The organism is Frondihabitans sp. OV104, assembly GCF_057787745.1.
Window position 1 is genome coordinate 329,180 of the sequence record NZ_CM173541.1, and the last position, 20,456, is coordinate 349,635.

Sequence of the window (20,456 nt, forward strand, 5' to 3'; positions counted from 1 at the left end):
AGCGCCCGACGCGAAATTGTGCGATCCGCCCCCATCCCGGGCAGAGTGGTGCGATGACTTCCTCTGAAGACACCCCCACGACTCCTGATCTCGCGGCCGATGAGACCGTTGCCGACGAGACGAGCACCGACGAGACGAGCACCGACGAGACCGGCACCGACGCGCCCGAGCGCGAGGCCACGCCCCTCGAGGCGTCCATCCTGAAGGGGCAGACCGGCGAGGGCGACATGAACGAGGTCATCGGCCAGTTCGTCAACGCGCTGATCGTCGTCCCGACGGCCACCGAGGTGACCGACGACCTCAACGCGCTCGAGCCCGTGCTGTTCGACCGCGAGGGCATGCCCATGCTCGCCGTGTTCTCGCACATCGACCGCGTGCCCGAGCAGGTCGCGCAGGTCGCGGGCTATGCCGTGCAGATGCCCGCCGCCGAGCTCGTCCAGGCGATCCCCGAGGGGACCGGCCTCGTCGTCAACCCCGGCCACACCGCCGGCTTCGAGATGCTCGCCGAGGGCGTGCAGCAGCTCGCCCACGACGTGCGCGGCATGCTCGAGGCGATGGAGCAGGGTCAGGCGGCCGCCGGCGCCGGAGGCTCGGGCGAGCCGGCCGCGCCGAAGAAGGTCGACCCGTCGGGCATCCCGAACTTCTGAGCCGCGGCGCCGGCACCTCCGGGTGTCGGCGCCTCTTGCTAGGCTTCACGCACAATCGAACATCGGGCCATTTCCACTGCGCGGGAGAGTGCCCGGCCATGCGGCCGGCCACCGAAGGAGCAAGCTTCCCCGCCAATCTCTCAGGTAGACGTACCGCGCGGTGTGGGCCACTCTGAAAAGCAGGAGCGCGCTGTCGCACGCTCCTCGCCCACGGTGAAAGTCGCGACCACGGACGCGGTGAAGCTCTCAGGCCTATGACAGAGGGGGAGCACGACTGCGAGTCCGCGGTCGTCTGCCCTCGATCATCCGGAGCCCTGAGATGTCCGACGCACCCGAACTGCCTTCCGAATCCGAACCGCGCGACGACGACCTGCTGGCCGAGGTCGCAGCCACGGACGCGCCGGAGGCCCGATTCAGCCCCCTTCACGACGTCCACGTCGCGGCGGGTGCCAGCTTCACCGACTTCGCCGGCTGGCAGATGCCGGTCCGGTACAGCTCCGACCTCCAAGAGCACCATGCCGTGCGCCAGGCCGCGGGGCTGTTCGACCTCTCGCACATGGCCGAGATCGCCGTCGTCGGGCCGGAGGCGGGCGCGTTCCTCGATCACGCCCTCGCCGGCACTCTGTCGTCGATCGCGATCGGCCGGGCGAAGTACTCGCTCCTGCTCGCCGAGGCGGGCGGCATCGTCGACGACCTCGTCGTCTACCGGCTCGACGAGCACGACTTCCTGGTGGTCGCCAACGCCGGCAACCGCGAGGCGGCCTTCGCCGCGCTCGCGCAGCGCGCCCACGGCTTCGACGTGACGGTCGACGACGAGAGCGACGACACCGCGCTGATCGCCATCCAGGGCCCCGAGTCGGCCGGGGTGCTCGACGAGCTGATCACCTCCGACCGCCTCGCCCCCGACGAGCCGCTCTCCGAGCTCCGCTACTACCGCGCCCTGCAGGGCACCTTCGACGACGTGCCCGTGCTCCTGGCCCGCACCGGCTACACCGGCGAAGACGGCTTCGAGCTCTACATCGACGTCGACGACGCCCCCGCGCTCTGGCAGGCGCTCGCCGAGGCGGGTGCTCCGCGTGGGGTCGTCCCGGCCGGGCTCGCCAGCCGCGACACGCTCCGCCTCGAGGCCGGCATGCCGCTCTACGGCCACGAGCTCGGGCTCGACACGAAGCCGGCCCAGGCGGGTCTCGGCCGCGTCGTCGACCTCGGCAAAGACGTCTTCGTCGGCCGCGATGCCGTCGAGCCGGCCGAAGGTGCTCGCGTCCTCGTCGGCCTCGCCCTCGAGGGCCGCCGTGCCGCGCGCGCCGAGTACCCCGTGCTCGACGACTCGGGCGCCGAGGTCGGCGTCGTGACCAGCGGCGCCCTCTCGCCGACCCTCGGCCATCCCGTGGCTATGGCCTACGTCGACCCGTCCGCCTCTGCCGTCGGAACGACGCTCGGCGTCGACGTCCGCGGCACCACGATCCCCGCGACCGTCGTCGCGCTCCCCTTCTACAAGCGCTCCTGAAAGGTGCCGACCGTGTCAGACCTCACCTCCCTCCAGTACACCGCCGAGCACGAGTGGCTCCTGATCGACGGCGACACCGCGACCGTCGGGATCACCGACTACGCCGCCGACAAGCTCGGCGACGTCGTCTACGTCGACCTCCCCGCCGTGGGCACCGCCGTCGAGGCAGGCAAGGTCGTCGGCGAGATCGAGTCGACGAAGTCGGTCGGCGAGCTCTTCGCGCCGGTGCTCGGCACCGTCACCGAGATCAACGACGCCGTCGTCGACAGCCCCGACCTGGTCAACTCGGCGCCGTTCGGCGACGGCTGGCTCGTGAAGATCACGCTCTCCGGCGACCTCCCGGCCCTCCTCTCGCGCGACGAGTACGTCGCCCTGACCGCCGAATGAGCGGCCTGATCCCCGGCACCGCGGCGAGCGGGTTCGTCGACCGCCACATCGGCACCACGCCCGAGGCGCAGGCGCAGATGCTGGCCGTCACCGGCCACGCGAGCGTCGACGAGCTGGTCCGCACGGCCGTCCCCGACAGCATCCGCGCGGCAGCCCTCGACTCGACGTCGCTGCCCGAGCCCGCCTCCGAAGAGGAGACCCTCGCCGAGCTCCGCCAGATCGCACGGCGCAACACGGTCAGCCGCTCCTTCCTGGGCCTCGGCTACTACGGCACCATCACGCCCGCCGTCATCCAGCGGAACGTGCTCGAGAACCCCAGCTGGTACACCGCGTACACGCCCTATCAGCCCGAGATCTCGCAGGGCCGCCTCGAGGCGCTCATCAACTTCCAGACGATGGTCTCCGAGCTGACCGGCCTGACGACGGCGAACGCCTCCATGCTCGACGAGGGCACGGCCGTCGTCGAGGGCATGCTGCTGGCGCGCCGCGCCTCGAAGGCGTCCTCCGACGTGTTCGTCGTCGACTCCGACGCCCTCCCGCAGACGAAGGCGCTCCTCGCCGGCCGCGCGGCCGCCGTCGGCATCCGCCTCGTCGAGCTGCCGCTCGCGTCCGTCGACCCGGCCGACGTGCCCGAGGCCTTCGGCGGCTTCGTGCAGTACCCCGGCGCCTCCGGCCGCGTGTGGAGCCCAGCCGCGATCGTCGACCGGCTGCACGAGAGCGGCGGACTCGCCGTCGTCGCCGCCGACCTCCTCGCCCTCACGCTGCTCGTCGCCCCCGGCGAGTTCGGCGCCGACGTCGCCGTCGGCACCTCTCAGCGCTTCGGCGTGCCGATGGGCTTCGGCGGCCCGCACGCCGGCTACATGGCCGTCCGCACCGGCCTCGAGCGGCAGCTGCCGGGGCGCCTCGTCGGCGTCTCGCAGGACGCCGTCGGCAACCCCGCTTACCGCCTCAGCCTGCAGACGCGCGAGCAGCACATCCGCCGCGAGAAGGCCACCTCGAACATCTGCACCGCGCAGGTGCTGCTCGCCGTCATGGCCTCGATGTACGCGGTCTACCACGGGCCGTGGGGGCTGAAGCACATCGCCGGGCGGACGCACCAGCACGCCGTCGACCTGAGCTCGGCGGCGAAAGCCGCAGGGCTCGCCACCGGTTCCGACGTGTTCTTCGACACGGTGACCCTGACGGTGCCGGGTCGCGCGCACGACATCGTCGCCGCGGCCCACGACAGGGGCTACCTGCTGCTCGAGGTCGACGCCGACACGGTGGCGATCTCGACCGACGAGACGACGACGGCGGACGACCTCGCCGCCCTGGGCGAGGTGCTCGGGTTCGAGGTGCCCGCGGGGGCGGAGTCGCCGCTGGCGGGCGAGTTCCTGCGCACCAGCGACTACCTGACCCACCCCGTCTTCAGGACGCACCGCAGCGAGACCAGCATGATGCGGTACCTCAAGCACCTCGCCGACAAGGACTACGCGCTCGACCGCGGCATGATCCCGCTCGGCTCGTGCACCATGAAGCTCAACGCGGCGACCGAGATGGCGGCCGTGACCTGGCCGGAGTTCGCGAACATCCACCCGTTCGCGCCGACCTCCGACGTCGAGGGCTACCTCGGCCTCATCGGGCAGCTCGAGGGCTGGCTCGCCGAGGTCACCGGCTACGACACCGTCTCGCTGCAGCCCAACGCCGGCAGTCAGGGCGAGCTCGCCGGGCTGCTCGCGATCCGCGGCTACCACCTCTCGCGCGGTGACGACGCGCGCACGGTCTGCCTGATCCCGCAGTCGGCGCACGGCACCAACGCCGCCAGCGCCGTGCTCGCGGGGCTCCGTGTCGTGGTGGTCGCGTGCGACGAGCTCGGCAACGTCGACCTGCCCGACCTCCGAGCGAAGGTGTCGGAGCACGCGCAGGAACTGGCCGCCCTCATGATCACGTACCCGTCCACGCACGGCGTGTACGAGCACGACATCCGCGAGATCACCGACGCCGTGCACTCGGCCGGCGGCCAGGTCTACGTCGACGGCGCCAACCTCAACGCGCTGCTCGGCTACGCGCGCTTCGGCGAGTTCGGCGGCGACGTGTCGCACCTGAACCTCCACAAGACGTTCTGCATCCCGCACGGCGGGGGCGGCCCCGGCGTCGGCCCGGTCGCGGCCAAGGCGCACCTCGCGCCGTTCCTGCCGGGGCACCCGCTGGCGCAGCAGGCCGACCGGCGGCCGGGGAGCGTCTCCGCGGAGCGGCTCGCCCACGCCGGTGTCCCGGTCTCGGCGGCGCCGTACGGCTCGCCCAGCATCCTGCCGATCTCGTGGGCCTACGTGCGCATGATGGGCACCCGGGGCCTCACCGAGGCCACCGGAGCCGCCGTGCTCGCCGCGAACTACGTGGCTGCGCGCCTCCGCGACCACTACCCGGTGCTCTACTCGGGCGAGGGCGGACTCGTCGCGCACGAGTGCATCCTCGACCTGCGGCCCCTCCGCGACGCCACCGGTGTGACCGTCGACGACGTGGCAAAGCGCCTGATCGACTACGGGTTCCACGCGCCGACGATGTCGTTCCCGGTCGCGGGCACGCTCATGGTCGAGCCGACCGAGAGCGAGGACCTCGCCGAGATCGACCGATTCGTCGACGCGATGATCGCCATCAGGGAGGAGGCCGACCGGGTCGGCGCGGGGGAGTGGGCAGCCGACGCCTCACCGCTGCGCGGCGCCCCGCACACGGCCGAGTCGGTCATCCTCGGCGAGTGGTCGGAGGCCTACAGCCGTGAGGAGGCCGTCTACCCCGTGCGCTCGCTCGTCCGCTCGAAGTACTGGCCGCCCGTGCGCCGTATCGACCAGGCCTACGGCGACCGCAACCTGTTCTGCGCGTGCCCACCGGTCGAGGCCTTCGCCTAGCGCCGCGCGAGGCTCGGGGCGGCAATCTGCCACGTTGTCGCCCCGGGGGCATAGCTCCGCTATAGCCCCCGGGGCTCCGCCTTGCATCTCACCGCTCCGAGCGACGCGCGCCCGACTCGATGGGCGACACCGCTTTCGCCGCGCGACACCGGCGATAACCGGCGTCACGAGGCGAAAGCGGTGTCAGCTGCCGAAGAGGGCGGGGAAGGCGGCCGCCGCCCAGGGGTAGCCGACGAACACCGCCGCATCCATCAGGAAGTGCGCGATGACGAGGGGCAGGATCCTGCCGAAGCGCATGTAGAGCCAGCCGAAGACGAGGCCCATTACTGCGTTGCCGATGAACGCGCCGAAGCCCTGGTACAGGTGGTAAGTGCCGCGGAGCAGAGCGGCGGCGAGCAGGATCCAGAGCGGCCGCCACGACAGATCTTTGAGCCGAGCGAAGAGGTAGGCCACGACGATGACCTCCTCGGTGATGCCCGAGCGGAGAGCCGAGAAGAGCAGCACGGGCACTGTCCACCAGTGGGCGGCGAGGTTCGTGGGAACGACGTCGACGGTGATCCCGATGGCGCGGCCGGCGAAGTACAGCGCCAGCCCCGGGATGCCGATCGAGAGGGCGAGGGCCGCGCCGAGCAGGGCGTCTCTGCCGAAGCGCGAGAAGTCGACGCCGAGACGCCCGAGGTGGGGCCTGGCGGTCTTCCAGAGAAGGAAGCCGACCAGCACGACGGGCACGAGGTCGAAGCCGTTGCCGAGCACCTGGTAGATGAAGTCGAAGATCTCGCGGCTGTCGAGCGAGGTGTTCAGCTGCGCGGTCTGGTTCGACAGGGGAGCCGACCGGGTCAGGAGGTCGAGGATCTGAACGACGGAGTACACCGCGCTGGCCCCGAGCGACAGGGCGAGGACGATGAGGATCTCGGCTCGGACCCGCCCGCGCGTGTTTCCGGAGCCCAGCGGTTCGGCCACAGGGAACGGCAGCGGTCGGCGGAATGGCAGCGGCTGGCGGATCGGCACCGGCCCATGATGTCAGACGATGACGGGGAAGTTGCGAAGCTTGGGCGCACCTGCATACTCCCTGAAATGACGGATTGTTGCGCGTAAATGCGAATCCACGCAAGGAACTGACCGACTTCGCAACAAATGCGCTCCGCGTGTTTCCAAGTCGTAACGCTTTGGTTCGCGGTTTGGCGTTTCGCAACCGTTTACTTATGGTCTTCTTATCCAGAGCCGTTCGGCGTGCCCCTTGCGCGTTGGCTCGTGTGCGTCACATTCCATCAGGAGGAACATTCAGTGAAAATCACTGGTAAGCGTCTGCGCCCGCTCTTCGGCGCCATTGCGATCGTGGGTGCGGCCAGCATGGTCCTCGCCGGTTGCAGCTCGTCCGGCGGCGACTCGGCGACGAAGTCGGCCGCGGCCGGCGACGCGACCGCGATCATCTCGGCCAACGGAACCGAGCCGCAGAAGCCGCTCATCCCGTCCGACACCACCGAGACCGGCGGCGGCAGGATCGTCACGCAGCTCTTCGACGGACTGGTCAGCTACGACGCCAAGGGCGCGATCGTCAACGAGGTCGCCAAGAGCATCACCTCCGACGACCAGCAGAACTGGGACATCAAGCTCAACGACGACTGGACCTTCACCGACGGCACGAAGGTCACCGCCGAGTCGTTCACGAAGGCGTGGGCCTGGGCGGCCGACCTCAAGAACGCTCAGACCGCGTCGTCCTTCTTCGCGAACTTCAAGGGCTATGACGGCGCGAAGAGCTCGCAGCTCGACCTCACCGTCGTGAGCCCGACCGAGTTCAAGGTCGCTCTCCTCGCGCCGCAGGCGGACTTCCCCCTCAGCCTCGGCTACTCGGCCTTCTACCCGCTGCCTTCCTCCTTCTACAAGGACACCAAGGCCTTCGGTCAGGACCCGATCGGCAACGGCCCCTACAAGCTCAAGTCGGCCACCGCGTGGAAGCACAACGTGGGCATCGACCTCGTGACCAACAAGGACTACGCCGGCTCGCGCAAGCCCGTCAACGGCGGACTGAACTTCTCCTTCTACACCGGTCTCGACTCCGCCTACGCTGACGCGCAGGCCGGCAACCTCGACATCGACGACACCGTGCCGGACGCCAACTTCGCCACGTACCAGTCCGACTTCCCGGACCACTTCTCCAACTCGCCTGCCGCGATCTTCCAGTCCTTCACGATTCCGAGCAACCTCGCTCACTTCAAGGAAGACAAAGAAGGCAAGCTGCGTCGCGAGGCGATCTCCCTCGCAATCGACCGCTCGCAGATCACCAAGGTGATCTTCCAGGGCACCCGCACGCCCGCCAAGGACTTCACCACCCCGGTGATCGACGGCTACTCGGCTGACGTCGAGGGCAACGACGTCCTGAACTACAACAAGTCGAAGGCTGTGGAGCTGTGGAAGGAAGCTGACGCGATCTCGCCGTTCACCGGCACCTTCACCATCGCGTACAACGCCGACGGCGGCCACAAGGGCTGGGTCGACGCAGTCACCAACGGCATCACCAACGTGCTCGGCATCAAGGCCGCTGGCCAGTCGTACCCGACGTTCGGCGGATTCCGCGATGACGTCGCGGGTGGCAAGACCAGCGGTGCCTTCCGCTCTGGCTGGCAGGCCGACTACCCGTCGCTGAACGACTTCCTCGCCCCGCTGTACGTCACGGGTGCATCGTCGAACGACGGCAAGTACTCGAGCTCCGAGTTCGACGCCCTCGTCAAGAAGGGCAGCTCGCAGGCCACGGTCGCGGACGCCAACAAGATCTACCAGCAGGCGCAGACCGTCCTCTTCCAGGACCTCCCCGCCATCCCGCTGTGGTACTCGAACGAGGTCGGCGTCTGGAGCACCAAGGTGTCCAACGTCAAGTTCGGCTGGGACTCCACGCCGCTGTACTACGCGGTCACCAAGAACTAGCCAGTTCGCGTAACCTCACTACAAACAACTGAAGGGTCCGGGGTGGGTTTCTCACCCCGGACCTTTTGGTGAGTTCCCTCCATTCCCCATGATTGCGACACGAATGACTTCGCAGATAGACCTCTTGCTTTCGCAGACCGGGGAGGACGACTGATGCTCTGGTACATCGGCAAGCGCCTCCTCCAACTGATCCCCGTCTTCTTCGGGGCGACGTTCCTCATCTACTTCATGGTCTTCGCCCTGCCAGGCGATCCGGTCGCAGCACTGTACGGCGACAAGCAGCCCAGCCCTCAGGTCATCGCCGAGATCCGTGCTCAGTTCAACCTGGACAAGCCGTTCATCGTCCAGTACCTGATCTACATCGGGCACCTCTTCCAGGGCAACCTCGGCACCACCTTCTCGGGCATCCCGGTCATCGACCAGCTCAAGCAGGCCTTCCCCATCACCTTCCGACTCTCGATGCTGGCCCTCCTCTTCGAGGCCGTCGCCGGCATCCTGGTCGGTCTGATCTCGGGTCTGCGCAAAGGCAAGATCTTCGACAACTCGGCGCTCGTCGTCAGCCTGCTGCTGATCTCGGTCCCGACCTTCGTCGTCGGCTTCCTGCTCCAGTTCTTCCTCGGCATCAAGTGGGGCCTCTTCGCGGTCACGGTGAGTCCCGAAGCGCCCTGGGGCGACCTCGTCCTGCCGGCGATCGTGCTGGCCACGGTCTCGTTCGCCTACATCGTCCGCCTCACTCGGGCCTCGGTCTCCGAGAACATGAGCGCCGACTTCGTGCGAACCGCCACAGCGAAGGGCCTTCCGCGCCGTCGCGTGATCTCGGTCCACATCCTGCGCAACTCCCTGGTCCCCGTCGTCACCTACCTGGGCGTCGACATCGGATCGCTCATGGTCGGCGCCATCGTCACCGAGGGAATCTTCAACATCCAGGGCGTCGGAGGAACCGTCTACAAGGCGATCCAGCTCCAGCAGGGGCCGACAGTCGTCTCGTTCGTCGCCGTGATGGTCATCATCTTCATGCTGGCGAACCTGCTCGTCGACCTCCTCTACGCTCTCCTCGACCCCAGGATCCGTTATGCCAAGTAGCACGACTCCGGGCCAGCTGTCGCCCGACCACTACGTCGCCGACCTCGAGGAGACGCCGCTCAAGGCCGTCGACGCGGTCGACGAGTCCGAGAAGCCCCGCTCCAGCGCGCGCGACGCCTGGGACTCCATGCGCACCCGCCCGCTGTTCTGGATCTCGGGGGTCCTCATCGTCCTCGTGATCGTGATCGCTCTGTTCCCCGGACTCTTCACGCACGTGAGCCCGCAGGCGAACAGCCTGTCCAACAGCAACGCCGGGGCCCGGTCCGGTCACCCGCTGGGCTTCACGTTCCAGGGCTACGACGTCTTCTCCCGAGTGATCTACGGCACCCGTGCCTCGCTCCTCGTCGGCATCCTCGCAACGGTCCTCGTGACCGTCGTCGGCGTGGTCATCGGCTCGCTCGCCGGCTACTACGGAGGCTGGCTCGACGCGGTCGTCTCGCGCATCGGCGACATCTTCTTCTCGATCCCCACCGTCCTCGGTGCGATCGTCGTCATGTCGACGATCACCGATCGCAATCCGCTCACCGTCGCGCTGATCCTCGCCCTGTTCGCCTGGCCGCAGATCGCGCGCATCATGCGCGGCTCGGTCATCAGCGCGACAGCGACGGACTACGTCATGGCCTCGACCGCTCTGGGCGTCTCCCGGTTCCGGATCCTCCTGCGGCATGTGGTGCCGAACGCCATCGCGCCGGTCATCGTCGTCGCCACCGTCTCGCTCGGCACGTTCATCGTCGCCGAGTCGACCCTGTCGTTCCTCGGCATCGGCCTGCCGGGCACGACCGTCTCGTGGGGTGGCGACATCGACAACGCTCGCACGACGCTCCGCACGGCACCGCTGCCGCTGTTCTGGCCGGCCGCCGCGCTGAGCATCACCGTTCTCTCGTTCCTGATGATGGGCGACGTCGTGCGCGACGCCCTCGACCCGAAGGCGAGGGCCCGCCGATGACCACCACGACCGACACTCAGACCCAGGCTGCGAACGGCGTGGTGAAGGGCGCTCCGCTGCTCGAGATCAAAGGCCTGAACATCGGGTTCAAGACCCAGTCGGGCTACGTCGAGGCCGTCCGCGGCGTCGACCTGACCCTCGGTCAGGGCGAGACCCTCGCGATCGTCGGCGAGTCCGGCTCGGGCAAGTCGACGACCGCGACGAGCATCATCGACCTGCTTCCCGGGACCGGCAAGGTCACGGCCGGCGAGATCTTCTTCGAGGGCCGCGACCTCGTGAAGCTGCCGAAGCCCGAGATCTCGGACATCCGCGGTCGTCTGATCGGCTACGTGCCGCAAGACCCGATGTCGAACCTCAACCCGGTCTGGTCGATCGGCTTCCAGGTCGAAGAAGCCATCCGCGCCAACCGCGTGGCCTCCGGCAAGGACGTCCGCAAGCGCGCCATCCAGGTCCTCGAAGAAGCCGGTCTCCCTGACGCAGGAACCCGCCTGAAGCAGTTCCCCCACCAGTTCTCGGGCGGTATGCGCCAGCGCGTCCTCATCGGCATCGGCCTCTCGGCCCGGCCGAAGCTCCTGATCGCCGACGAGCCCACCTCGGCTCTCGACGTGACGGTGCAGCGCCGGATCCTGGACCACCTCGGGACCCTGACCCGCGACTACGGCACCTCGGTGCTCTTCATCACGCACGACCTCGGCCTCGCCGCCGAGCGTGCCGAGAAGCTCGTCGTCATGTACAAGGGCCGCGTCGTCGAGTCCGGCCCGTCGCAGGAGATCCTCGCGAACCCGCAGCACCCGTACACGCAGCGCCTGGTGGCTGCGGCTCCGAGCCTCGCGAGCCGCCGCATCCAGTCGCAGATCGCTCCGTCGGCCGTCCACGGCGACGCCGTCGCCGAAGCGGGCTCGGACGACGCGCGCCGTCTCCAGGCCGCGCACGAGCGCGAGCAGATCGCCAAGCACGAGGCGCCCGACTTCATCAAGGTCGAGAACCTGACCAAGGTCTACAAGATCCGTCAGGGCGGCTTCAAGTCGACCGAGCTGAAGGCCGTCGACGACGTGTCCTTCGAGATCCCGCGCGGCACGACGATGGCGCTGGTGGGGGAGTCCGGCTCGGGCAAGTCGACCGTCGCGAAGCTGGTGCTGCAGCTGGAGTCGATCACATCCGGCACGGTCACGGTCGGCGGCAGCTCCGTCGGCGCTCTGGCCGGCAAGGACCTGTTCAACTTCCGCCGCCGCGTCCAGCCGGTCTTCCAGGACCCGTACGGATCCCTCGACCCCGTCTACAGCGTCGGCAACACGATCGCGGAGCCGCTCATCACGCACGGCGTCGGCGACAGCGCGAGCCGTCAGGCTCGCGTCCGCGAGCTCCTCGAGCAGGTGTCGCTTCCGATCTCGATGATCAACCGCTACCCGAACGAGCTCTCCGGCGGTCAGCGCCAGCGGATCGCGGTCGCGCGCGCCCTGGCGCTCAAGCCCGACGTGATCGTGCTCGACGAGGCCGTGTCCGCCCTCGACGTGCTGGTGCAGGGCCAGATCCTGAACCTGCTCACCGACCTCCAGTCGGAGCTCGGCCTGACCTACCTCTTCATCACGCACGACCTCGCGGTCGTGCGCCTGGTGGCCGACAAGGTCGCAGTGATGCAGAAGGGCCGGATCGTCGAGAGCGCGTCGACCGACGAGGTCTTCAGCAATCCGTCGAAGGAGTACACCCGCGATCTCCTCGAGGCGATCCCGGGCGCGAACTTCGCGTTCGGCAAGTAGGCGCAGCCTCGTCCGGCACCCCGCGAACCCCGGTTCGCGGGGTGCCGCCCGTTAAGCCCTCGGAGGACGAAATCTGCTGTTCACCCGTTGGCAGGTAGACTCTTGAGGTCGGGGCCATGATCGCCCCTCTCGACTTTCTCCCAAATCCCTCTTCCAAAGGACGTACAACTATGGCGACTGCCATCCGCAGTGACCTGCGCAACGTGGCAATCGTTGCCCACGTCGACCACGGCAAGACCACTCTCGTCGACGCGATGCTCAAGCAGACGAACTCGTTCGACGCGCACTTCGACACCGAAGACCGAATGATGGACGGCAACGAGCTCGAGCGCGAGAAGGGCATCACGATCCTCGCCAAGAACACCTCGGTGCTCTACAACGGCAAGCACGCGACCGACGGTGCCATCACGATCAACGTGATCGACACACCGGGCCACGCCGACTTCGGCGGCGAGGTCGAGCGCGGCCTCTCCATGGTCGACGGCGTCGTACTGCTGGTCGACGCGTCCGAGGGCCCGCTGCCCCAGACGCGCTTCGTGCTCCGCAAGGCCCTGGCCGCGAAGCTTCCCGTGATCCTCCTGGTCAACAAGACCGACCGCCCCGACGCGCGCATCGACGACGTCGTCGCCGAGTCGCAGGATCTCCTGCTCGGTCTCGCCTCCGACCTGGCGGAAGAGGTCGAAGACCTCGACCTCGACGCGATCCTCGACGTTCCCGTCGTCTACGCCTCCGGCCGCGCCGGTGCCGCGTCGACGAACAAGCCCGAGAACGGCTCGCTGCCCGACAACGACGACCTCGAGCCGCTCTTCGAGGCGATCCTCCAGCACGTCCCGGCTCCGACCTACGACGACGAGCACCCCCTTCAGGCGCACGTCACCAACCTCGACGCGTCGCCGTTCCTCGGCCGCCTCGCCCTCCTGCGCGTCTTCCACGGCACGCTGAAGAAGGGCCAGACCGTGGCCTGGGTGAAGTCCGACGGCACCGTGCAGAACGCCCGCATCACCGAGCTCCTCATCACCAAGGCTCTCTCGCGCTACCCCGCCGAGAGCGCGGGTCCCGGTGACATCGTCGCCGTCGCCGGGTTCGACACCATCACGATCGGCGAGACCCTCTCCGACCCCGACGACGTGCGCCCGCTGCCGACCATCACGGTCGACGACCCGGCCATCTCGATGACCATCGGCACGAACACCTCGCCCATCATCGGCAAGGTCAAGGGCCACAAGCTCACCGCCCGCATGGTCAAGGACCGCCTCGACCGCGAGCTCGTGGGCAACGTCTCGCTCAAGGTCGTCGACATCGGACGCCCCGACGCGTGGGAGGTCCAGGGTCGCGGCGAGCTCGCGCTGGCCATCCTCGTCGAGCAGATGCGCCGCGAGGGCTTCGAGCTCACCGTCGGCAAGCCGCAGGTCGTGACGCGTCGCGTCGACGGCAAGCTGCAGGAGCCGTTCGAGCACATGACCATCGACGTCCCCGACGAGTACCTGGGCGCGATCACGCAGCTCATGGCGTCACGCAAGGGCCGCATGGAGAACATGGCGAACCACGGCTCGGGCTGGGTCCGCATGGAGTTCATCATCCCGGCGCGCGGCCTCATCGGCTTCCGCACGCAGTTCCTCACCGACACGCGCGGCACCGGCATCGCCAACGGCATCAGCCACGGCTACGACGCCTGGGCCGGCGAGATCCAGACCCGCACGAACGGCTCGATCATCGCTGACCGCTCGGGAGTCGTCACCCCCTTCGCGATCATCAACCTGCAGGAGCGCATGTCGTTCTTCGTGCAGCCGACTGAAGAGGTCTACGAGGGCATGGTCGTGGGCGAGAACTCGCGCGCCGACGACATGGACGTCAACATCACCAAAGAGAAGAAGCTGACCAACATGCGTCAGTCGACCGCCGACAACTTCGAGTCGATGACGCCCTCCAAGGTGCTCTCGCTCGAAGAGGCGCTCGAGTTCGCCGGTGACGACGAGTGCGTCGAGGTCACCCCCGACGCGATCCGCATCCGCAAGGTCGAGCTCGACGCGTCCGCGCGCCAGCGTTCGACCGCCCGCCTCAAGAAGCAGAACGCCTAGGCGCACCCCGCCGGCGCAACGCGACGCCCCGCAGTTCCTGCGCAGATCTTCTGACGCAGGAACGGCGGGGCGTTCGTCGTACGCGGCGTCTCTGGCGCGGCACCCGCACGCGAAACGCCCCCGCCTCAGGAAGAGAGCGGGGGCGTTCCGGGTCGTGCTGGCCGGTCGGCTACTTCTCGAAGCCGATCTTGGTCCAGTCGAGGTCGGTCGCACCGGGGCGGGCGCCGTAGTTGGCGAGCTTCGGGCTGGACGCGATCACGCGAGGCTGCTGCGTGATGGGGAGCGAGTGGCCCTCTTCCCAGATCAGCTTGTCGGCGTCGTTGTAGTCCTGGTTCGACTTCGTCGTGTCGGGCTCGGTGATGGCCGAGGCGAGCAGCTTGTCGACGGCCGAGTCGCTGACGCGGCCATAGTTCTGTCCCTGCTTGGCGGAGGTGTAGATGCTGACGCCGGCGGCGTGGTAGCCGGTGCCGCCCCACGAGAACATCGTCAGGTCGTACTTGCCGGGCGTGATGTAGTCGGAGAAGAACGTGTCGACGGGAACCGTGTTGATCGTCAGCTTGATGCCCACGTCCGCGAGCTCGCTCTGCACGATCTGCGCGATCTGCGACGACGTCGGAACGCCGGCGGGGATGGTGACGGCCATGGTCAGCTGCTTGCCGCCCTTCTCGCGGACGGACCCGGAGCCGGTCTTCCACCCGTCGGCGTCGAGGATCTTCTTCGCCGAGTCGGGGTCGGACTTGCCGTAGTCGCCCGCCTCGTCTTTGTAGCCCGCGTCGGTCGACAGGAAGATGTGGTTGTTCAGCAGAGACACCTTGTAGGGCAGCGTGCCGTAGATGACGCCGGCGATCGCCTCGCGGTTGATGGTGCTCTGCACGGCGAGTCGGAGCTGCTTGTCTTTCAGGATGCCCGACGACGACATGTCGATGTGGAAGAAGTTGGCACTGGGAGCGGCGCGGAGCACGCTGTTCTTGGCCTTCTTCACGCGGTCGTAGCGGTCGGAGGTGGCGGCCGAGACGACGTCGATCTCGTTGTTCAGGTAGGCGTCGATGTCGGCGTCGCTGTCGAGGGCACGGAACGTGACCGAGTCGAGCTTCGGCTTGTCACCCCACCAGCTGTCGTCGCGCACGACGGTGACCGTCTGGGCGGTCTTGTCGATCTTGCTGAGCTTGAACGGCCCGCTGGTGACGGGGATCTTGTTCAGGTAGCCCGTGTTGAAGCCGTCAGCTGTGCTGATGACGCTGGCGGGGTAGAGGTAGTTGAACATCGACTTCCAGTCCGCGAAGGGAGTGGAGTACGTGACGATAGCCTGCTTGGCGCTGGTGCCCTGCGTGACCGACTTCATCTGGTTGTAGCCGGTGGGGTCGGCGATCTGGTACTTGGAGTCCTTGCCGTTCAGGGCCTTCCAGTTGGCCTCGAAGTCCTTCCAGGTGATCGGCGTGCCGTCGCTCCACTGCGCCTTGTCGTTGATGTTGTACGTGATCGTCAGCGGGTCGTCCTTGACGTCGACGCTCGAGACGAGGTCGGTGTCGAGGGTCGGCTCTCCCTTGGCGTTGATCGTGTACGGCGACAGCATCATGGTCTTCATGACGTCGAAGGCGTCCTGCAGGGTGCCGTCGACCTCGCCGTAGTTCCAGTTCGCCGGGAACGACGAGAGCGGCACGCGGAGGGTTCCGCCGTCTTTCAGTGCCGATGCGGGCTGGATGTTCTGGTCACCCGAGGACGACAGGGTCTGCTTGCCGTCCGAGGTGCTCTTCGTATCGCCGCCACCCCCGCTGCACCCGGTCAGAACCAGGGCGACCGCGACGGCCCCGGCGGCGAAAACGGCAGATTTCTTCAGTTTCATGGCGCTCCAAGAGTGATCTAATTGCTGATCAGCGGTTGGTTTTCGCCGTCATTCCGAGTGTCTGCCCCCGGCGGCGAAACCGCGTTGTGAATCGGCAATGACTATGACCCTACCGATCCTGAGAATTTCTGCACTCACAGCACGATCTTTTAACGTGTCGGAAACTTGCCGTGCGCGATCGGCTCGGGGGTGCGTCTAGTGTGAGTCACCATGATCCGCTACCTCTCGCGGCGTCTGGTCTATTACGTGATTCTCGCGTTCATCGCCACATCGCTGACGTACTTCCTGGCTTCGGCCACGTTCGACCCCCGGGCCCAGTACTCCCAGCGAAACCCGGCACCGCCCGTGTCGGTCGTCGACGCCAAGCTCGATCACATCGGAGTGAACGACAAGACGCCGATCCTCGTCCGCTACGGGCACTGGGTCGGCGACCTCGCGCACGGCGACCTGGGCCAGACCATCCAGGACACCTCGGTCAACCAGGAGTTCTGGCCGCGTCTGGGCGTCAGCCTCCGGTTGCTGCTCGCGGGCTCGATCGTCGGCATCCTGCTCGGTGTGCTGGTCGGCGTCTGGAACGCGGTGCGGCAGTACAAGCTCTCCGACCGCGTGACGGCGGTGCTGTCGTTCATCCTGATCTCGACACCGGTCTTCTTGACGGCGGTGTTCCTCAAGATCGGAGCGACCCAGCTCAACTCGAGCCTCGGCTTCCAGCTCATCAGCTTCACCGGCGAGGCGACGCCGAACCTCCAGGGCGGGCTCGCCGCCATCGCGGCGGACCGCTTCGTGCACCTGCTGCTGCCGACCATCTCGATCGCCCTCGGCTCGATCGCGATCTACAGCCGGTACCAGCGGGCGACCATGCTCGACGTGCTGCAGGCCGACTACATCCGCACGGCGCGGGCGAAGGGCCTCCGCCAACGGCCGGCGATCCTCAAGCACGGCCTCCGGACCGCTCTGATCCCGATGACGACGCTCTTCGCCTACGGCTTCCTCGGCGTCCTCACCGGCGCGACGTTCACCGAGAAGATCTTCGGCTGGAACGGCCTCGGCGCCTGGTTCATCGACTCCGTCAACGCGAACGACGTCAACTCGGTCGTGGCCTACACGCTGTTCAGCGCCTTCGTGGTGCTGCTCGCCGGCTTCCTGTCGGACGTCCTGAACGCCATCCTCGACCCGCGCGTGCGCACCCAGAGCTGAGGCACACACCATGACTCGATTCAGTCCCGACCTCCTGCAGGGGTCGAACGACGAGACGCTGCCCGAGACGCCCGAGGAGGAGGTCGCCGCGTCGCCCAACCGCGCCGTGCTCACCATCCGCCGCCTCTTCGCGAACCGCGGGGCAGGCGTGGGCCTCGTCGTGCTGATCCTGCTGTTCGTCTTCGCGTTCATCGGCCCGCTCGTGACGCCGTGGAGCTTCTCGCACATCGACTACCTGAACCTCTCGAAGCCGCCGAGCGGCACGCACTGGTTCGGCACCAACACGATCGGCCAGGACGTCTTCGCGCAGACCGCTCGAGGCATGCAGAAGTCGCTCCTGATTGGTCTCTTCGTGGCCCTGTTCTCGACGGTGATCGCCGGCCTGCTCGGCTCGATGGCCGGCTACTTCGGCGGCTGGACCGACCGGATCATCATGTTCGTCGTCGATCTCATGCTGGTGCTGCCGTCGTTCCTGATCGTCGCGATCCTGTCGCCCCGCTTCCGGCAGTTCGGCTGGGTCGCCCTGATCGTCCTGCTCGCCGTCTTCGGCTGGATGATCACGGCGCGCGTGGTGCGCTCGATGACGCTGAGCGTGAAGGAGCGCGAGTTCGTGCGTGCCGCTCGCTACATGGGCATCGGGCACTTCCGCATCATCCTGCGACACATCCTCCCGAACGTGGCGTCGTTCCTCGTGGTCGACGCGTCGATCGCGATCGGCTCGGCGGTGCTGACCGAGGCCGGCCTGTCGTACTTCGGCTTCGGCGTGCAGTCGCCCGACGTGTCGCTCGGAACGCTGATCGCCAACAACCAGGACGCCGCCCTGACCAAGCCGTGGCTGTTCTACTTCTCGGCCGGCGCCCTGGTCGTCTTTGCCCTCGCCAGCAACCTGCTCGGCGACGGCCTCCGGGACGCCCTCGACCCGACCTCCACCGCGGGCCGCAAGGGCCGTCGACGTCGTCGCACCGGCGTCGACTCGAAGCCCGCCGGCCGCGTGACCGCGATGACCGCGACCGACACTCCCACCCCCGAGAAGATCCGCAAGGCGGGACGAGACCGATGACCCTCACCGATTCCAGCACCAGCCGCGCCGCCGGCGGCGATGTCCCCCTCCTCGAGGTCAGCGGCCTGACGGTCGGATTCCCGACGCCCGACGGCGTCGTCGAAGCCGTGCGCGGCATCGACTTCACGCTCCGCCGGGGCGAGGTCCTCGGCATCGTCGGCGAGTCCGGCTCCGGCAAGTCGGTGACGAGCACCGCCATCCTCGGCCTGCTGCCGCCGACGGCCCGCATCGGCGGCTCGATCCGCCTCGACGGCACCGAGCTCGTCGGCGCCGACGACCGCTCGATGTCGGCGATCCGCGGCAAGCGAATCTCGATGGTGTTCCAGGACCCGCTGTCGGCGTTCACGCCGGTCTACACGGTCGGCCAGCAGATCGCGGAGACGGTGCGGATCCACCGGGGCTCCTCGAAGGAGGAGGCCCGCGCCCGCGCCATCGAGCTGCTCGAGATCGTCGGAATCCCCGATGCGCCCCGACGCGTGGACTCGTTCCCGCACGAGTTCTCGGGCGGCATGCGGCAGCGTGCGATGATCGCGATGGCCATCGCCAACGACCCCGACGTGATCCTGGCCGACGAGCCCACGACGGCTCTCGACGTGACCATCCAGGCGCAGGTCATCGCGGTGCTGCGCAAGGCGCAGCAGGAGGCGGGCGCGGCTCTCGTCTTCGTGAGCCACGACCTCGGCGTCATCGCCGGGTTCGCCGACCGCATCGCCGTCATGTACGCCGGTCGGATCGTCGAGACGGCCACCGCCGAAGACCTGTTCACGAAGCCTCGGATGCCTTACACCGTGGGGCTCATCGGGGCGCTCCCGCGTCTGGATCAGCGCTCCGACCAGCCGCTCGTGCCGATCCCCGGAACACCGCCGTCGCTGCTGAACCTGCCGACCGGCTGCCCGTTCGCGGCGCGCTGCCCGCTCGTCACCGACGAGTGCCGGTCGTCCGAGCCGCCGCTGGCCCAGGCCGAGGGCGTGCTCGGCGGCCACCTGGCCGCGTGCCACCACTCCGACGAGCTCGCGCGCACCGGCGCCGACCCCGACGAGGTGTTCGACCTCCCCGAGCTCGAGGCGGGTGCGCTCGACGGCGTGCCGCGCGACGAGCGCGAGACGGTGCTTCACGTCGACGGCCTGGTCAAGACGTTCCCGCTCCGCCGCGGCGCCGTGTTCAAGCGCACGGTCGGCCAGGTCTGGGCGGTCGACGGGGTCGACCTCGACATCAGGGAGGGCGAGACGCTCGGCCTCGTCGGCGAGTCGGGTTCGGGCAAGAGCACGACGCTGCACGAGATCATGGACCTCCGCCGCCCCGAGCAGGGCTCCATCCAGGTGCTCGGCACCGACCTGGGGGCGGGGCAGCTCGACGGGGCAACCGTCCGCCGGCTGCGGTCGACGGTCAGCATGGTGTTCCAGGACCCGATGGCCAGCCTCGATCCTCGGCAGCCGGTCAGCGACATCATCGCGGAGCCGCTGCTCGCGGCGGGGACGCCGGCGGGTGATGTCGCACGCCGAGTTCCTGCGCTCATGAAGATGGTGGGCCTCGACTCGTCAGCGGCCAGCCGGTTCCCGCACGAGTTCTCGGGCGGTCAGCGTCAGCGCATCTCGATCGCGCGGGCCCTCGCCGCGTCGCCCCGCCTCGTCGTGCTCGACGAGCCGGTCTCGGCGCTCGACGTGTCGATCCAGGCCGGCGTGCTGAACCTCCTCCGCGAGCTCAAGGCGAAGCTCGGTCTCTCGTACTTGTTCGTCTCGCACGACCTCAGCGTGATCCGGCACGTCGCCGATCGGGTGTCGGTGATGTACCTCGGCCGCACGGTCGAGACCGGCGCCGTCGACGAGGTCTTCGAGCACCCGCTGCACCCGTACACGCAGGCGCTCCTGTCGGCGGTACCGGTGCCCGACCCGGCGCGGGAGCGCGCCCGCGAGCACATCCTGCTGCCGGGCGACCCGCCGAACCCCACCGAGAAGCAGGTCGGCTGCCGGTTCCGCGGCCGGTGCCCGGTGTTCGCGATGCTGGGCGCCGCCGAGAAGGAGCGCTGCGCGACCGAGGTGCCGCTGGCGCTGCCGCACGGCCGTGACGGCCAGGACCACACGGCCGCCTGCCACTTCCCGCAGGAGAAGCAGCTGGTCTAGACGACGAGCGAGCCGTCGACGGGA

The 20,456-nt window shown here is 68.2% G+C and carries 14 protein-coding genes and 1 riboswitch; of the genes, 12 read left to right on the forward strand and 2 right to left on the reverse strand.

Features of this window, described 5'->3' with window-relative positions:
* Nucleotides 1–53 precede the first annotated feature (53 nt).
* The 4 genes from AC3CBB_RS01645 (at nt 54) to gcvP (ending at nt 5,426) form a co-directional block, all read left to right on the forward strand.
* Nucleotides 54–647 carry an SseB family protein gene (locus AC3CBB_RS01645; protein WP_488625742.1) on the forward strand — a complete coding sequence of 198 codons (594 nt, stop codon included), beginning with the start codon at nt 54–56 and terminating at the stop codon, nt 645–647.
* Nucleotides 648–718: 71 nt separating this feature from the next.
* Nucleotides 719–813, forward strand: a riboswitch (glycine riboswitch).
* A gap of 153 nt (nt 814–966) precedes the next feature.
* On the forward strand, nt 967–2,154 hold the full coding sequence (gcvT, locus tag AC3CBB_RS01650; protein WP_488625743.1) for a glycine cleavage system aminomethyltransferase GcvT: 1,188 nt from the start codon (nt 967–969) through the stop codon (nt 2,152–2,154).
* A 12-nt stretch (nt 2,155–2,166) separates the two neighbouring features.
* A complete protein-coding gene (gene gcvH / locus AC3CBB_RS01655; RefSeq protein ID WP_488625744.1) occupies nt 2,167–2,541 on the forward strand; it encodes a glycine cleavage system protein GcvH in 375 nt (124 codons plus the stop codon).
* Nucleotides 2,538–5,426, forward strand: coding sequence for an aminomethyl-transferring glycine dehydrogenase (gene gcvP / locus AC3CBB_RS01660; protein ID WP_488625745.1), 2,889 nt, complete (start codon nt 2,538–2,540; stop codon nt 5,424–5,426). Before gcvH ends, gcvP begins: the two co-directional genes overlap by 4 nt.
* Before the next feature lie 183 nt (nt 5,427–5,609).
* Here the strand turns inward: gcvP and AC3CBB_RS01665 are convergent, their stop codons facing one another.
* Complete coding sequence (locus AC3CBB_RS01665; protein ID WP_488625746.1) at nt 5,610–6,386, reverse strand: CPBP family intramembrane glutamic endopeptidase; 777 nt, start codon at nt 6,384–6,386, stop codon at nt 5,610–5,612.
* Between the two features lie 324 nt (nt 6,387–6,710).
* On the opposite strand from AC3CBB_RS01665, the gene AC3CBB_RS01670 reads away from it, so the two are divergent.
* From AC3CBB_RS01670 to typA, 5 genes are all read left to right on the forward strand, one after another.
* Nucleotides 6,711–8,348 (forward strand): peptide ABC transporter substrate-binding protein, encoded by a 1,638-nt coding sequence (locus tag AC3CBB_RS01670; protein WP_370454090.1) that lies wholly within the window; start codon nt 6,711–6,713, stop codon nt 8,346–8,348.
* Nucleotides 8,349–8,501: 153 nt separating this feature from the next.
* Nucleotides 8,502–9,431 (forward strand): ABC transporter permease, encoded by a 930-nt coding sequence (locus tag AC3CBB_RS01675; RefSeq protein ID WP_123506208.1) that lies wholly within the window; start codon nt 8,502–8,504, stop codon nt 9,429–9,431.
* On the forward strand, nt 9,421–10,377 hold the full coding sequence (locus AC3CBB_RS01680; RefSeq protein WP_488625747.1) for an ABC transporter permease: 957 nt from the start codon (nt 9,421–9,423) through the stop codon (nt 10,375–10,377). The genes AC3CBB_RS01675 and AC3CBB_RS01680 overlap by 11 nt, the downstream gene beginning before the upstream one ends.
* Nucleotides 10,374–12,134: a dipeptide ABC transporter ATP-binding protein gene (locus AC3CBB_RS01685; protein WP_488625748.1), complete on the forward strand. Its 1,761-nt coding sequence runs from the start codon at nt 10,374–10,376 to the stop codon at nt 12,132–12,134. Before AC3CBB_RS01680 ends, AC3CBB_RS01685 begins: the two co-directional genes overlap by 4 nt.
* A 170-nt stretch (nt 12,135–12,304) precedes the next feature.
* On the forward strand, nt 12,305–14,212 hold the full coding sequence (typA, locus tag AC3CBB_RS01690; protein ID WP_123506205.1) for a translational GTPase TypA: 1,908 nt from the start codon (nt 12,305–12,307) through the stop codon (nt 14,210–14,212).
* 169 nt (nt 14,213–14,381) lie between these two features.
* Here typA and AC3CBB_RS01695 read toward each other — a convergent pair whose 3' ends face one another.
* Nucleotides 14,382–16,055, reverse strand: a complete 1,674-nt coding sequence (locus AC3CBB_RS01695) for an ABC transporter family substrate-binding protein (protein WP_123506204.1) — start codon at nt 16,053–16,055, stop codon at nt 14,382–14,384.
* 210 nt (nt 16,056–16,265) lie between these two features.
* Here AC3CBB_RS01695 and AC3CBB_RS01700 point away from each other — a divergent pair, with 210 nt between their 5' ends.
* From AC3CBB_RS01700 to AC3CBB_RS01710, 3 genes are read left to right on the forward strand one after another with little or no spacing between them, the layout of a single operon-like run.
* A complete protein-coding gene (locus tag AC3CBB_RS01700) occupies nt 16,266–17,252 on the forward strand; it encodes an ABC transporter permease (protein WP_488625749.1) in 987 nt (328 codons plus the stop codon).
* A gap of 10 nt (nt 17,253–17,262) precedes the next feature.
* Nucleotides 17,263–18,312, forward strand: coding sequence for an ABC transporter permease (locus AC3CBB_RS01705; RefSeq protein ID WP_123506202.1), 1,050 nt, complete (start codon nt 17,263–17,265; stop codon nt 18,310–18,312).
* The gene (locus AC3CBB_RS01710) at nt 18,309–20,432 is read left to right on the forward strand and encodes a dipeptide ABC transporter ATP-binding protein (protein WP_488625750.1); all 2,124 of its coding nucleotides are present in this window, start codon (nt 18,309–18,311) and stop codon (nt 20,430–20,432) included. The genes AC3CBB_RS01705 and AC3CBB_RS01710 overlap by 4 nt, the downstream gene beginning before the upstream one ends.
* The last annotated feature ends 24 nt before the right edge of the window (nt 20,433–20,456 follow it).

Excerpts from the sequence above, each read along its gene's own strand:
- AC3CBB_RS01645 (WP_488625742.1), top strand. The coding sequence starts at position 54 with ATGACTTCCTCTGAAGACACCCCCACGACTCCTGATCTCGCGGCCGAT.
- gcvT (WP_488625743.1), top strand. The coding sequence starts at position 967 with ATGTCCGACGCACCCGAACTGCCTTCCGAATCCGAACCGCGCGACGAC.
- gcvP (WP_488625745.1), top strand. The coding sequence starts at position 2,538 with ATGAGCGGCCTGATCCCCGGCACCGCGGCGAGCGGGTTCGTCGACCGC.
- AC3CBB_RS01675 (WP_123506208.1), top strand. The coding sequence starts at position 8,502 with ATGCTCTGGTACATCGGCAAGCGCCTCCTCCAACTGATCCCCGTCTTC.
- AC3CBB_RS01680 (WP_488625747.1), top strand. The coding sequence starts at position 9,421 with ATGCCAAGTAGCACGACTCCGGGCCAGCTGTCGCCCGACCACTACGTC.
- AC3CBB_RS01685 (WP_488625748.1), top strand. The coding sequence starts at position 10,374 with ATGACCACCACGACCGACACTCAGACCCAGGCTGCGAACGGCGTGGTG.
- typA (WP_123506205.1), top strand. The coding sequence starts at position 12,305 with ATGGCGACTGCCATCCGCAGTGACCTGCGCAACGTGGCAATCGTTGCC.
- AC3CBB_RS01695 (WP_123506204.1), bottom strand. The coding sequence starts at position 16,055 with ATGAAACTGAAGAAATCTGCCGTTTTCGCCGCCGGGGCCGTCGCGGTC.
- AC3CBB_RS01700 (WP_488625749.1), top strand. The coding sequence starts at position 16,266 with ATGATCCGCTACCTCTCGCGGCGTCTGGTCTATTACGTGATTCTCGCG.
- AC3CBB_RS01705 (WP_123506202.1), top strand. The coding sequence starts at position 17,263 with ATGACTCGATTCAGTCCCGACCTCCTGCAGGGGTCGAACGACGAGACG.
- AC3CBB_RS01710 (WP_488625750.1), top strand. The coding sequence starts at position 18,309 with ATGACCCTCACCGATTCCAGCACCAGCCGCGCCGCCGGCGGCGATGTC.